A 13246-nucleotide genomic window follows, 5' to 3' on the forward strand; every position below is an offset into this window, starting at 1 on the left:
CCGCCCCCGCCCCCACCCGTCCCCCAATGGGTCGAAGTATGGCTACCGCTACCCAGGGATCATCCCTGGTGGATGTGATTGAGCGAGTGCTCGACAAGGGTATCGTGATCGCTGGCGATATCTCAGTTTCGGTTGGGTCTACCGAACTGCTGAGCATTCGCATTCGCCTGATCATTTCATCGGTCGATAAGGCCCGCGAAATCGGCATCAACTGGTGGGAAAGCGATCCCTACCTGAGCAGCCGCACCAACGAGCTGCTAGAGGCCAATCAACAGCTTCAAACTCGGCTTGAGAGTCTAGAGGCTGAACTAAAAACTCTGCGCCCCGCTGAATCCGTTAGCTAGGCCATCGCCAGGTCAATCCGGCATCTTTCAAATTAGGCTAAAACCTCGGGTTTCATTGGAACTCGGGGCTTTGCCATTCACTCTGCACGCTATGAGAACCGCTATGTTGACGCTCCGCACCCTACGTCAGATTGCCACCAGCCGCACGATTGCCAGCTTTCGCTCGGCCCCCAGCCGTAGTCAGGGCAATCACCCTCGCTGGGCTGACCAAGGGCGCATGGGTCACCACCAGAGCCGTGCCCAGGCCGAAGAAGCCCGCCGCCAGTGGCTTCAGCAGCAGTGGAGAAATCGCCCCTAGCCCCCTTAACCGCCAGAATTGCCAGCCCAAAAATGCAAGCTCTGAGATGCACTAGACTGTGGCTATGACCCCCGAAAACGTCGAGCCAGACCTATTGCCCAGCCTGGCGCTACAGCCCCCCGCCAAAACCGACGCGGGCCTAGCGCCCCTGCTGCTCACTGTGATTGAGCTGGTGCGTCAGCTCATGGAGGCCCAGGTTATTCGCCGCATGGAATCGGGCGATCTCGGGGATGAGGATCTGGAACGAGCGGCTGACAGCCTGCGCAAGCTGGAAGAGCAGGTTGTGAATATGTGCGAAATCTTTGATGTTGACCCCGCCGATCTCAATATCGACCTGGGAGAAATTGGCACGCTGTTGCCTAAGGAAGGCAGCTACTACCCTGGGGCCAAAAACCAGAATCCCACCATTCTAGAGCTGCTCGATCGCCTGCTAGATACAGGGGTCGTCGTTGAAGGCGATGTTGACCTGGGCCTGGCACAGCTCAACCTCATTCATGCCAAGCTGCGGCTGGTGCTGACGTCAAAGCCGATCTAATCCTAATCGTTCATACCGCTAGTGCAGCACCCCCAACAATCAAAACAGCCATAGCCGTTCCCATCGACTCCGCTCAGGGAGCGGCTATTTTTTAAGCAAATTCGCAGGCGGCTCTGCTAACCCTGCCACTGCCACAGCTTGATGGTTTTGTCGGCGCTGGCGCTGGCCATCAGCTTGCCATTGGTTTGTACGGCCACCTGATGCACTGGGTTGATGTGAGCCCACAGGGTCTCTTTTAGCGTGCCGCTTTGGCTGCTCCACAGCCGCAGGGTGCCGTCGCTGCTGCCGCTGACCAGCCGCTTGCCGTCGGGGAAAAAGGCCACCGTGTTCACCTCCTGGGTGTGTCCCTGTAGGGTGTGCAGCAGGGCTCCGGTCGCGACATTCCACAGGCGCACCGTGCGGTCTTTGCTGGCGCTGGCGATGATGCCACCATCGGGGCTGACCGCCACCTGATTAACGGTATTAGTGTGGCCCGAAAAGACTTTTAACGCCTGTGCTGTTTGGGCATTCCACAGCCGTACGGTATTGTCGAAACCGCCGCTAACCAGGCGCTGGTCGGCATCGGTTAGGGCTACGGTTTTGAGCATTCCCGCCGAGCCGGGCAGGGTTTTGATCAAAGTGCCCTGGCTCAGGCTCCACAGCTTGAGGGTGCCGTCTTCGCTGGCGCTGGATAGCAGATTACTGCTGCCGATCGCGATCGCGGTGACATCCCGCAGATGTCCCTTAAGTATGTGCCGCAGGGTACCATCGCCCAGGCTCCAGACTTTGATGGTGGCATCGTCGCCACAGCTCACCAGCAGCTGACCACGCCTGTCGATCGCGACATCGTTTACCCCTCGGGCATGGCCTTTGAGCGAGTGCAGCAAATCTCCCGACTGCCAATTCCAAATGCGCAGTGTGTCGTCGAGGCTGCCGCTGACCAGCACAGACTGCTGAGCGCTAAAGGCGACAGTCGTTACCCATGATTGGTGGCCTGCGAGAGTCTGCACCAGCTGCCAGCCCCCACCTGTGGCAGGCCCCGAGCTAGGCACTCCAGAATTAGGCGTACCAGAATTAGGTGATCTAGAACTGCTGGGTTGAGTGCTAGACGTACCAGAATTAGGAGTGGCTGCCGGGGAACTGGAAGACGGTTTGCTTACCTGCGGGCTGGAAGGGGTTTGGCTCACCGGACGGCTCGGCACAGAGTCTAAAACCGGTTTGGAGGCTGGCTCTGAACCGGATTGTGAGATCGGTTTTGACGTTGGCCCTGCTCTCTCCGCAGGTGGCGGCAGCGATGTAATGGGCATGGCCAAGCCAGCGGATTGCCCTGGCCCGCTCAGAGGCGGGCGATCTAGCCCCGCAAACAGGCTCGAACCTGACTGGTTTGAAACCCAGCCCGGCACGGTGCCCTCCAGTTTGGGCAGCCGTTGCAGGTCATCCAGCACGTCCTGGGCGGTTTGGTAGCGCTCGCTGACCAAATCTTTAGTCATGCAGTTGAGCACGGCGGCCAGACCGGGGTTAATGGTGCGTCCCTGGTGTTGCAGGTACTCTTGCCACAGCCAGCGACCTTCCTGGGGGCTGTAGAGGTCTTCGGGCTTGCAGCCGGTTAGCAGATGAAGGCAGGTGGCTCCCAGACTGTAGAGATCGCTGGAGGGGTAAGCCTGACCACTGCGCAGCTGTTCGATGGGGGCGTAGCCCTCGGTGCCAATGCGAGTACCTGGCTCGTAGCGAATGGCTTCGCTAAACTGCTTGGCCACGCCAAAGTCAATTAGCACGGGCTTTTGGTCAACCTTGCGGCGAATGATGTTGGAGGGCGTAATGTCGCGGTGAATGACGCCGTGCTGGTGAATAAAGTGCAGCACCGGCAGCAAATCTTCGAGCAGCTGGCGCAGGCTGCTTTCGCTGTAGGCGGCCTGGACCGCAATTTCCTGGTGCAGCGTGCGGCCCTGCACCATCTGCTGCACCAGGTACAGGTACTTGTTTTGCTCAAAGTAGGCCAGCAGGGTGGGAATTTGGGGGTGCTCCCCCAGCTCGTGCAGTCGCACGGCTTCTTGCTCAAACAGCTGCACGGCTTTTAGAAATGACTTGGTGCCCTGGGTTTGAGGCGCAAACTGCTTGATCACGCAGCGGCTGTTGAGGCGATCGGCGTCGAGAGCAAAGTAGGTGCGCCCAAACCCTCCCCGCCCGATCAGCTTTAGCGGGCGATAGCGGCCCCTCAGCCGGTGCTCTAGGGGGGTGCCGCAGGTGGGACAAACCGCAGCCAGGGTCGCGTGATTGGGCTGGGTACAGTGGGGATTGAGACAGCAGATCATCACAACGGTAAACCCAGGGATGCAGAGGCATAGTTTTTGCTTATGCTTACTTCCATTTAACCTGCAATCGGACGGAGAAGGGGGATTTTGCTGCTGCGTTGACAACGCTATATTTCGTAACATTTAGGGCGATCGCGCCAATCCGCCCAAACCCTTGCGGTATCGTGAAGAACAGTCGTTAATTGAGCAATGCGCTGCCGCCCCTATGACCCTGGCCCAGCCTCCCCACAACAAAGCCAAAGCCCTGCGCCCAGGAGCCACTCGCCCGGCCAAAGAACTCTGTAGCGAGTGCGGCTTTTGCGATACCTACTACATCCACTACGTCAAAGAGGCCTGTGCCTTTCTCAATCAGCAGTTTCCGACCCTGGAGCAGCAGAGCCACGGGCGCAGCCGCGATCTGGAAACCGACGATGAGGTTTACTTCGGCGTTCACCAGGACATGATGGCTGCCCGCAAGCAGCAGCCCATTGAGGGAGCCCAGTGGACGGGCATTGTCAGCACGATCGCGATCGAAATGCTGACCCGGGGCCTAGTTGAAGGGGTGGTGTGCGTGCAAAATACCGAGAGCGATCGCTTTCAGCCCCAGCCCATTCTCGCTACTACCCCTGAGGAAATTCTGGCGGCGCGGGTTAACAAGCCCACGCTGTCGCCCAACCTGTCGGTGCTGGAGCAAGTTGAGCAGTCGGGCATGAAGCGGCTGCTGGTAATTGGCGTCGGTTGCCAAATTCAGGCGCTGCGGGCGATCGAAAAGCAGCTGGGCCTGGAGCAGCTCTACGTGCTGGGTACCCCTTGCGTCGACAACGTCAGCCGGGCAGGCCTGCAAAAATTTCTCGAAACCACCAGCCGCTCGCCCGATACGGTAGTCCACTACGAGTTTATGCAGGACTTTCGGGTGCATTTCAAACACTCAGACGGCTCCACCGAAACGGTGCCTTTCTTTGGCCTCAAGACCAACCAGCTCAAGGATGTGTTTGCCCCCTCTTGCATGAGCTGTTTTGACTACGTGAATGGGCTGGCCGACCTGGTGGTGGGCTATATGGGGGCTCCCTTTGGCTGGCAGTGGATCGTGGTGCGCAACGATCGCGGCCAAACCATGCTCGATACTGTGATGGATCAGCTCGATACCCAGCCGGTGATGTCGCAGGGCGATCGCAAGGCCGCCGTGCAGCAGAGTATTCCCGCCTACGACAAGGCCGTGACTCTGCCCATGTGGGCGGCCAAGCTAATGGGTGTGGTGATCGAGCGCATCGGCCCCAAGGGGCTAGAGTACGCCCGCTTTTCCATCGATTCCCACTTCACCCGCAACTACCTGTACGTCAAGCGCAACTACCCGCAAAAGCTGGCCGCCCACGTGCCAGAGTTTGCCAAGCGCATCGTCAGTCAGTACAAGCTGCCTGATTAGGGACGACAAGAAAATGGATGCTGCGATCGCAGCGTCCCCCAGCTTGAACCCTATATAATGAGGGCCAAACATTCTCCCCGCCCCCATGACCAAATTTGATGCGGTTCAGCTTACAGAGGTCTCCGTAAATTTGCCCTGGGGTATTGGCGGGGCCAAGTGGAAGCCCGATACCACCGAGCGCGCTGCCGCCTGGGAGCTTTACATTGAGCTGGTCACTCGCGTTGCCGTGCAGCCCCTCGACGCCGATGCCGGTTTGGTAAGGGAAGCGCTCAACTCGCTCTACAGCCTGTTTGGCTCTACCCGAGAGATTTTGCGCACCGCTGGCCCCAAAGTGGGAGCCTCTAAAGAGTCGGTGGGGGGCATTGCGATCGCTGTCCTCAACAACGGCCTGCGCCCCTTCATGTCTAAGTGGCACCCGATTTTGCAGGAGTGGGAAGCCCAAAGGCCCCAGGGTGTCAGCGCCGTTGCCCATGAAAAGGGATGGGAGCTAGAGCCCACCCTGCGCCAAGAACTCAGTCAACTCAGAAAGGGCCTAGAAGCCTACGCCCATGCACTGGCCGATATTGCTGGCGTAGAGCACTAGCGATCTCAGTATCTAGCCTGTACGAGCATAAAAAAGTTACTCAATTTCGATTAAGTATCGAGAAAATACTCAGTACAGACTGTGAAGTTCTCAATAAGATAGAAGCCTGAGGTGCACACCCCCTAGGCTTATTCTTTCTCCTTCAGCCCTCTTGGAGTGAGGTTAAAACGATAACCAGCGATCGCAGGGGTAAGTCAAGCGACTTTACAACTCTGATCGCTCCGTTACAATAGCTGGGTATTTTAGTCAGTAAACGCCTGTCGCTTCCGTAGAAGTGCCCATGACGTTTGCTGGCCTTTATATCGGCTAGTGGAGTACCCTCGTTTCCCTCTCTTGTCCAGTTGTCCTCACCGGGCAATGGCTAATCGTTTTAGGTCTACTTTGCTGTTGCTGTAAGGCTAATGCCTCCCATTTGGGCCTTACCCGCGCGAGTTATCGGTTTTGTTGTTTGGCACGTTGGTCTTAGAAACATGAGTCGTCATCTACTACGACAAGCTTTGCGGCTTCCTCAAGCAGCAGTTAAGCGATTGGTTACCGGGCTGCTACAACTTGTGCTTTTAGCCAACCGACCGGCCCGCTTAGCCCGGTCGGGTTTTGTCTTGCCGACTACGGTGCTACTGGTGCTGATGGTGGTACTCACCGCTACTGCGCTCACCTATCGCTCCTTTACCCGTAGCGATATGGCCATCTCCCAGCGCGAGCAGCAGGTTATCTCTAACGCGGCAACGCCTGCTGTCGACCGAGCTAAGGCCAAAATTGAGTTTTTGTTCCAAACCGATAACCGCTTTCCCAGTGGGGTGCCTGCCAGCGACATTCTGGCTGACCTCATGCTTATTACCAACACCTATGCGGGTTATACAGGCCGAGTTACGCGCCTGCCAGGTGCCAATGACCCCTACACCCTGCCCGATGAAACCCGGGTTGATATCAACGGCGATGGCGAGCTAGACAACGCCTGGTCGTTCAACATTGACCTCAATGGCGATGGTACGGTCGCCAGCAACGAGTTAGTTGTCTACTCCATTCTGGTCGACGAAGCGGGGCCAAAAGCCGCTACTACCGTTCGTGTGGATGGCCCCGTAAACCAGGCCAAGGCCGATGCCCTGGTAACCCGCACCGGGCCGCTGGCTACTACCGAAGCTAGCGCGGCCTGCGCGGGTGCGCTGGCAGAAGGCGGCTGGCAGGTCGTGCAGCAGGGCAACAACTCTACCCTACAAAAGAACTTTCAGGTCAACGCCTTTGTCGCCAACCTCAACGACGCCAACCGCACCTTTGAAACTCTAGAGTTTCAGCAGTCTCGCACTGCCGCCCGGGCCAACAAGTGGGGAGCCTGGTTCCGCTACGACCTAGATGTTTCCCCTGGTCCAGAATTTAACTGGAACGGGGCCATGCACACCGATGGCAACTTCTTTACCTTTGCCGGCAGCGGTACTGGTGCGGGGGATGGCTACAGATCGCACATGATCAGTTCCCACAATTCCTGCCTTTACAGCCAGGAAGCCTCTGAGATTTCACTGTCTGAGGTTGACCTCAACGGCGACGATAGAGGTGTACCAGGTACCGTCGTCAACGGTCAGCAAGAGTTTCAGGGACAGGCCGTTAGAGGCACCATGCGGTTTGACAACACCACCAGTGGCAGCCCTTCTATCATCCACGTCTGGAACGGCGCTGGGGTGGCCGCCAAAATTGACCTTACCCTCGGCAATAACAACGACTCTGTCAGAACGAGTGGCTCAGATAACAACGTGCGGCCTTCGGATGTTGCCATGAACCCGCTGGCCCTGTTTACGCGAGATGTCACTGAGCACATCAACCCGTCTGCTTGGCAGCGTGACCCCAACTGGGATGCAAACAATGCAAACGGCTTCAAAACTCGGGAACGCATTATCAATGATCAGGTAGCGCGCCCCTTTGTGGACGACTTCTACCGAGCCGACAACCGCTGGGGGCCAAAACCCCGCTACGACAGCCGCGACACCACCCTAGACGTCACCAATAATGCGGCTACTATTGGCGATCGCATTACCGGTCTGGGGCGACTCACCGATACCGACAATGGCCTCGACGGCTACTGGGAGCGCCAGGCCATTAAAACTGGTATGCGACTAATTGTGGGCCAGCGTCTAGAGCTTGGCAACGCCAACGTCTGGAATTCTAGCCCTGTGGGTGCTGCCCTCACGGCTGATAACGGGGCCGACCCTCTCTACCCCGCAAAAGTGAGACCCGCCGCCGATAACCGGTTTGGTCTATCCCACGAGTACCTTCAGCGCAAAGCTCTGCGCGACAATCTGGCTGCTGTACAAGGCATGGTGGTTTACCACTACCAAATCAACGATGGCACCTTTCCCGCGGCCTGTGTTGCCTCAACGGCGCACCCTGGCACAGCTCAGACCATTCTCAACAGCCGCACCTTTGCCAACTACCCCACCGCTACCACACGCCTGCGAGCCGATTTCTTAACCGGTACGGGTACCAACGGCTGGGAGTTTAAGTTCCCTGAAGCCTACAACACCGAAAGCGAATTCGCTGGGGCTATTGCCTCTGGCGAACCTCTGGGCAACGCCCTCAGAAACCTGGCTTATTTCGCGGGCGACCCCAAGGGCGGTGCTCCCTCGTTTAAGCCAGTGCAGGATGTAGCTGGTGCCGTTGGTTCTGAGGTGCATCCGGCCCCCTATCTCAACATGTGGGGCGACTTCTCCCCGCTGCGCCGCGTCTTTGCTGAATATCTCGATGCGTCTCCAGCCGTTACCTATGCCAACCTTAGCCCCGCTGATAAAGCGACTCTGCACAGCGCCGCCTGCACCGTCAGCTTGCTGGCCTACAACATCCAGAGCGACATTCTAGAAGCGCGCGCCCTGGCAGACAATCCTGGCTTTAACTTCCAAAATATTGGTTCCAACATGCGCAACGCGGTGATGCGCATCAGCAATTACATGTCGTCTACCTCTAACGACCCTTTAATTAGGGCAGGTTTAAGGGTTTCTGAGCTGTTTGCCATTTTGGGCAAAAGCAGGCCTTGGGTAGATAACAACATCGACAATGCCGCTTGTGAAACTGGCTTTACCGATGCCGCAGGCTATCAAAGAGAGTGTGATTTTGGCGAATACTTCGCCGAGTACACCCGCGAAGACTGGATTAAAATTCTCAGCAGCGATGCTACCACCGCCACCCCTGCTGAAGTCACGTTAATTGCTAATTTCGCTGAAAAGATTGATTTTCTCACTAGCACTATTCGCGATCGCGAACTTGGCTTTAGACAAGGATTGCCAGCGACCTCCCTTAGTCCTTCAACTGCTCCAGGAAATTTTGTAAACTGGGATGGTACAACTGGCTACACAGCCCCCATTCAACTTCCCAACTACGACGCCAAATTTAAACTGCGGTGCGACCCCAACTTCTATAGCAAAACAGTTGCTGGGGGATCTGGAGGAGGAGATGACGTCGCGGTCTTTGGTTACATTGGCTGTAGCCAATCTACAGTCATGGCTGTTCGCCATCCGTCGCTGTACTACCTGTTTCCCTTGGTCAACCACGACCTCGATGGCGATGGCCGCACCCAGCAACCCGATGGCACTGTTTTCCCTATCCCCCAGGGTGCTGAGGAGTACATCACTAACCCGTATGTAAGGGCAGTTAATCCTCCTGGCTCCACCACCGTTATTTTCCGCCGAGTAGGCTCTGGCACTGACCCCGTCGCAGATGTCGACAACCTTGCAGCGGTGCCCGCCTCGGCTACTGCTAGCACCTGGACTATACCTGCTGCCAGTACTACTGGGGCACCCACAACCGCCAACATCAGCGATCAGGCTCAAGCCTTCAAAATTCTTGGCCCTAGTGGCGCGGTCATTCGGGTTCCCTTCCTAGATAAAGGTGTCTACAACGGTCGCGAGCAGTTGAATGCTCGGGTGCTCGACATTGACATTGAAGCGCTTACCAGGCGTACTACTTCTGGTGGCGACTTCTGGCTCTCGGCCAACCCAGACAATAGGGGTGAGGGCGTGGTCTTTGCCTTTAGAGAAGACGCCGTGCGAGAAGACGAAATTACGCGGCCTAAGAACGCGACTGCCACCGTCACTGCTGCCTATTGCCAAAACCAAGACGGCTCTGGTCCCGTACGATTCAATATCGAAACCCAACAAACCTGCCACATGCGGGTTGAGCCTGGTACAACTCCTGTCTTTCAGGATCCTCCTTTAACGACAGAATTAATTAGTCTCAAACCTGTAGACTTTTTTGCCGACCCAGAACGCCGAGCGCATGGCTTTAGGCTCCGCACCTTTAGCGGCAACCCAGCCGACTTTAGCGGCACTGCCTTTGCTCGCCGGGTAGGGATGACCTTTGTCACCGACAACAGCGTCTACATTCAGGGCGATTTCAACCCCCACAGCACCACTGGAGGAGTTGACAACATCATTGAGGAGTTTACGGATACCCTCTACGACAAGACCCCTGCCGCCGCTTTTGGCCTGCCCTTCTACAACAATCGAACTGCTAACGAGCTCAATACCGGCACCTTTGCCACACTGACCTCAGACCACTGGCGACCCGTAGAGATTTTGGCCGATGCCATTACCGTTCTCTCGGGCAGCTTTAAAGACGGTGCTGTAGAAGACACCTTTACCAAAGCTAGGCCTGCAAGCGCAGGGGGTGCTAATTCGTCTTACATGAACCAAAATCGCCCTACCCTGACGGCTGACCAAACGAACTGGGTGCGTGAGAGTGCAGCTACAGGCGCTCCGGTGTGGGTTGACCGCAACGGCACCTACTACCGCAGCAACATGACGACTGGTTCACCAATCCAGCCTTTCTATAGTGTGTACAACAGCAATAGTGATTGGACTAATTTCTCTACAGCAACCTCTGAGAGACATCGAAACACACAGCGCGCTACCGAAACCTTTGTCAACGGCACCTTTGTTAGTGGCTTAGTCCCTCAAAGACCCCAGCAGGGCTACGGTGGCCTTCACAACTTCTTACGCTTTTTGGAGGATTGGAATGACAATGTTGAGCTACACATTGCCGGGTCGTTGATTCAACTCAACTTTTCGACCAATGCTACTGGCCCCTTCGAGCATGACCTCTGGCACCCAAGTGCCGCTCTGCCTCCCACCGACGAGGCATTGGGCTATTACAAGCCTCCTAGCCGTCGCTGGGGTTACGATGTGGCGCTGCTCTATGTGCCTCCTGCCCCAGCTGCCCGTCGCTTTGTCAGCATTGGCACCCCCCGCAGTGAGTACTACCGCGAGCTGCCCGCCGACGATCCTTACATCGTCAATCTGCGCTGCGCAAGGAATGCCGCTGGTGCAAGGTTGATGCCCAATCTCTGTACAAGAGCCTAATTAACCACTGCCCTCGCACTGTCATACCGGGAGACCGCACGATGATTAACCGTCTCAAACGCTACTACCAGGCTGGGGGGTGCTCCCCAGCCCAGGGGCAGCAGGGCCTTACCCTGATTGAATGTCTAGTCGCCATTATTATTGTGGGTCTGGTTAGCAGCGCCATTGCCCCCGCCCTGGTTATTTCGGTAGCCACTCGGGTACAAAGCCAAAAGGCCGAGCAGGCCCTAGAGCTGGCTCAGTCTGAAATTGACCGGGTGCGCCTACTCGTCGAGCGGTCTGAGGCCAACACCTTTAACCTGCCTCCCTCAGCACCTATTACAGGCACCAACCCAGATACTAGGGTGGCTGAGGTCGCAGGTCCAGCTTACGGTGCCCCTGTAGCTGCACCCACGACGGCCTTTCAAACTCGCACCGCAAACCTCAATGGCAACCAGTTTGCGGTGCAGGTCTACCGGACGCCGGGCAGGTTTGTAGGCAGTGTGCCCGTTACCTTTGGCATGGGCGTGCGCGTGTATGACTACGATGCCGTCCTAAACGGCACCGGTAACTTAGACAAAAACCCCGCTGCTTTACGTATGGTCAACGGTGTAGGGCAGCGGGGCCGACGCCCCCTAGTTGCGCTCTACACAAATGTCACGGTAGGTGAGGGGGGTACGTCTCTCTGCCAGTACATTCAGCATATCAATGCCACAGCTTCGGTACCTACCGGCTGTAACTAGCTGCAACGAATCGTGCGATCTACAATCGTCTCTTGAGGGTGACACCCTATGGCTAAAGAAGCCGCTATGAACTCAATGCTTGCTTGGCTACTACGGGCTAAACGAACCGGGCAGCGTGGCTTTACCCTGGTTGAACTGCTGGTTGCGATCGTAGTGGGGTCGCTCATTGTTGGCACTATGCTCTTTCTGGTGGTTGAGCTGCTAAAAATCAACCGCCGAGAAGAAGTCCTCACTCAAACTCAGCAAGATATGCGTCGCGCGATCGACTACATTACCCGCGACGCTGGTGAAGCTGTCTATATCTACTCAAGCCCTGCTGCGGTTATTGGCCAGTTAGGGACTAACTTTCCCAGAGCTACTGAAGTGCCAGTGCTGGCCTTTTGGCGGCTAGACCCGCTAGACCCCAACAATGCAAACGTGAGAGCTTTTTTTAATAGCAGCTGTTCTACGGCTTTTGCGAGCAGACTGAGTGAATGCAACACATTGAAGCTTCGTCAGAGCTACTACACCCTGGTAATCTATGCTCAGCAACAAAATACCGGCAACGACATTTGGGGTGGCAAATCTAGAATTGTGCGCTACGAGCTACCTAAATACACTGCAATTGGGGCAACTAGCCTACCCATCACACCCGGCTATGCAGAACCGACAGGAAGCACTAATAATTTTCAAAACTGGACTAAGGGAACAGGGACTCCCGAAGGCAACCGGTCGGTACTTACCGACTTTGTCGATAATAGCGACCCAGGGGCAACCACGACTGGCCTCTGTCCAGTCGGCTATCTGCAAACTCCAGCTAATGCCAACAACTTTTATGCCTGCGTACTGCAAGATACTACGCAAGCTAACCCTGACGATGCCAGTTTAACTGTGGGCAGCAACCAAACGCTAATTGTGTTTTTGCGGGGCAATGCTGATACTGAGAATCCTGCTCTTGGTACCTTTTCACAAGCTGGCAGATTGCCCACGCTGAGGTCTGAGGTGTTGATTCGGGGTGTGCTAGACAAGCAGCCTGGGCTGTAGCCGCTTGGGTGCGTTTTGAGGTTAGTTCAAATTGAGTTGTTTTACTTTGGTGCCTGCTATGAAACGCCTGAGCACGTCGGCTAAACAGTCTGAAGCAGGGTTTACCCTAATCGAGCTGCTGGTAGTGGTGGTGATCGCTGCGGTCTTAGCTGCGATCGCAGCGCCGAGTTGGTTTGCCTTTTCCAGCCGTCAGCGGGCGATCGCCGTACGCAGCGACGTTATTCAAGCCGTTAAAAACGCCCAGCAAGATGCTATCCAACTGCGACAGGCTAGACAGATAGAGGTTGTTACAACTCCGGGTACCCCACCCACCCTCAGAATTGGCTCGTTAGATTTTAGTAGCGGCAGCTCGGTATTTAACGGTAGGGAGCAGGTGCTCGGGGGAGAAGCTAGCCGAACAGGGCAAATTACGCTGAGCGCATATACGGTACTGCCAAACGGTACCAAAAACACGGCGGTAAACAGTATCGCCTTCAACCACCAGGGCTTACCTACCGATAGAACTAGGCTCCCCTTTGTAATTACTATTAGTGGCGGCCCAGGCACAATTCAGCAGTGTGTAATTGTGGCTAATCTGCTGGGCAGTCTCAAAACCGCCAACAATACCGAGTGCGACAACCCCAGAGTTGGCCTTAACTAGCTGAGACTAAACTGTTGCATACGCAGGCAAATTCTCAAGCAGTGAAACTCGCGGCGCTGCGGCTGCCCA

10 protein-coding genes are annotated in these 13246 nt (G+C 56.2%); 9 read left to right on the forward strand and 1 reads right to left on the reverse strand.

Annotated features, from left to right (window positions below; all coding sequences use genetic code 11):
• The first annotated feature begins 26 nt into the window (after positions 1–26).
• The 3 genes from ACQ4N7_RS10695 to ACQ4N7_RS10705 all read left to right on the forward strand — a co-directional run bounded on the left by ACQ4N7_RS10695 (position 27) and on the right by ACQ4N7_RS10705 (position 1177).
• The gene (locus tag ACQ4N7_RS10695) at positions 27–344 is read left to right on the forward strand and encodes a gas vesicle protein (protein ID WP_430711660.1); all 318 of its coding nucleotides are present in this window, start codon (positions 27–29) and stop codon (positions 342–344) included.
• Between the two features lie 91 nt (positions 345–435).
• Positions 436–642 (forward strand): hypothetical protein, encoded by a 207-nt coding sequence (locus tag ACQ4N7_RS10700; RefSeq protein ID WP_430711589.1) that lies wholly within the window; start codon positions 436–438, stop codon positions 640–642.
• Between the two features lie 64 nt (positions 643–706).
• Positions 707–1177, forward strand: a complete 471-nt coding sequence (locus ACQ4N7_RS10705) for a gas vesicle protein K (protein ID WP_430711590.1) — start codon at positions 707–709, stop codon at positions 1175–1177.
• Positions 1178–1293: 116 nt separating this feature from the next.
• On the opposite strand, the gene ACQ4N7_RS10710 is transcribed toward ACQ4N7_RS10705, so the two are convergent.
• Positions 1294–3468 carry a protein kinase domain-containing protein gene (locus tag ACQ4N7_RS10710; protein ID WP_430711661.1) on the reverse strand — a complete coding sequence of 725 codons (2175 nt, stop codon included), beginning with the start codon at positions 3466–3468 and terminating at the stop codon, positions 1294–1296.
• A gap of 205 nt (positions 3469–3673) precedes the next feature.
• Between ACQ4N7_RS10710 and ACQ4N7_RS10715 the strand changes: the two genes are divergently transcribed.
• The 6 genes from ACQ4N7_RS10715 to ACQ4N7_RS10740 all read left to right on the forward strand — a co-directional run bounded on the left by ACQ4N7_RS10715 (position 3674) and on the right by ACQ4N7_RS10740 (position 13177).
• Positions 3674–4870 (forward strand): Coenzyme F420 hydrogenase/dehydrogenase, beta subunit C-terminal domain, encoded by a 1197-nt coding sequence (locus ACQ4N7_RS10715; protein WP_430711591.1) that lies wholly within the window; start codon positions 3674–3676, stop codon positions 4868–4870.
• 85 nt (positions 4871–4955) lie between these two features.
• A complete protein-coding gene (locus tag ACQ4N7_RS10720) occupies positions 4956–5453 on the forward strand; it encodes a hypothetical protein (RefSeq protein ID WP_430711592.1) in 498 nt (165 codons plus the stop codon).
• 470 nt (positions 5454–5923) lie between these two features.
• Positions 5924–10792 carry a hormogonium polysaccharide biosynthesis protein HpsA gene (hpsA, locus tag ACQ4N7_RS10725; RefSeq protein ID WP_430711593.1) on the forward strand — a complete coding sequence of 1623 codons (4869 nt, stop codon included), beginning with the start codon at positions 5924–5926 and terminating at the stop codon, positions 10790–10792.
• A gap of 41 nt (positions 10793–10833) precedes the next feature.
• Positions 10834–11514 (forward strand): prepilin-type N-terminal cleavage/methylation domain-containing protein, encoded by a 681-nt coding sequence (locus ACQ4N7_RS10730; protein WP_430711594.1) that lies wholly within the window; start codon positions 10834–10836, stop codon positions 11512–11514.
• Positions 11515–11562: 48 nt separating this feature from the next.
• Positions 11563–12537 (forward strand): prepilin-type N-terminal cleavage/methylation domain-containing protein, encoded by a 975-nt coding sequence (locus ACQ4N7_RS10735; protein ID WP_430711595.1) that lies wholly within the window; start codon positions 11563–11565, stop codon positions 12535–12537.
• A 58-nt stretch (positions 12538–12595) separates the two neighbouring features.
• Entirely contained in the window at positions 12596–13177 is a 582-nt protein-coding gene (locus ACQ4N7_RS10740) for a prepilin-type N-terminal cleavage/methylation domain-containing protein (RefSeq protein WP_430711596.1), read from the forward strand.
• The last annotated feature ends 69 nt before the right edge of the window (positions 13178–13246 follow it).

It is taken from the genome of Nodosilinea sp. AN01ver1, assembly GCF_050565655.1.
In the GTDB taxonomy this organism is placed as follows: Bacteria; Cyanobacteriota; Cyanobacteriia; order Phormidesmidales; family Phormidesmidaceae; genus Nodosilinea.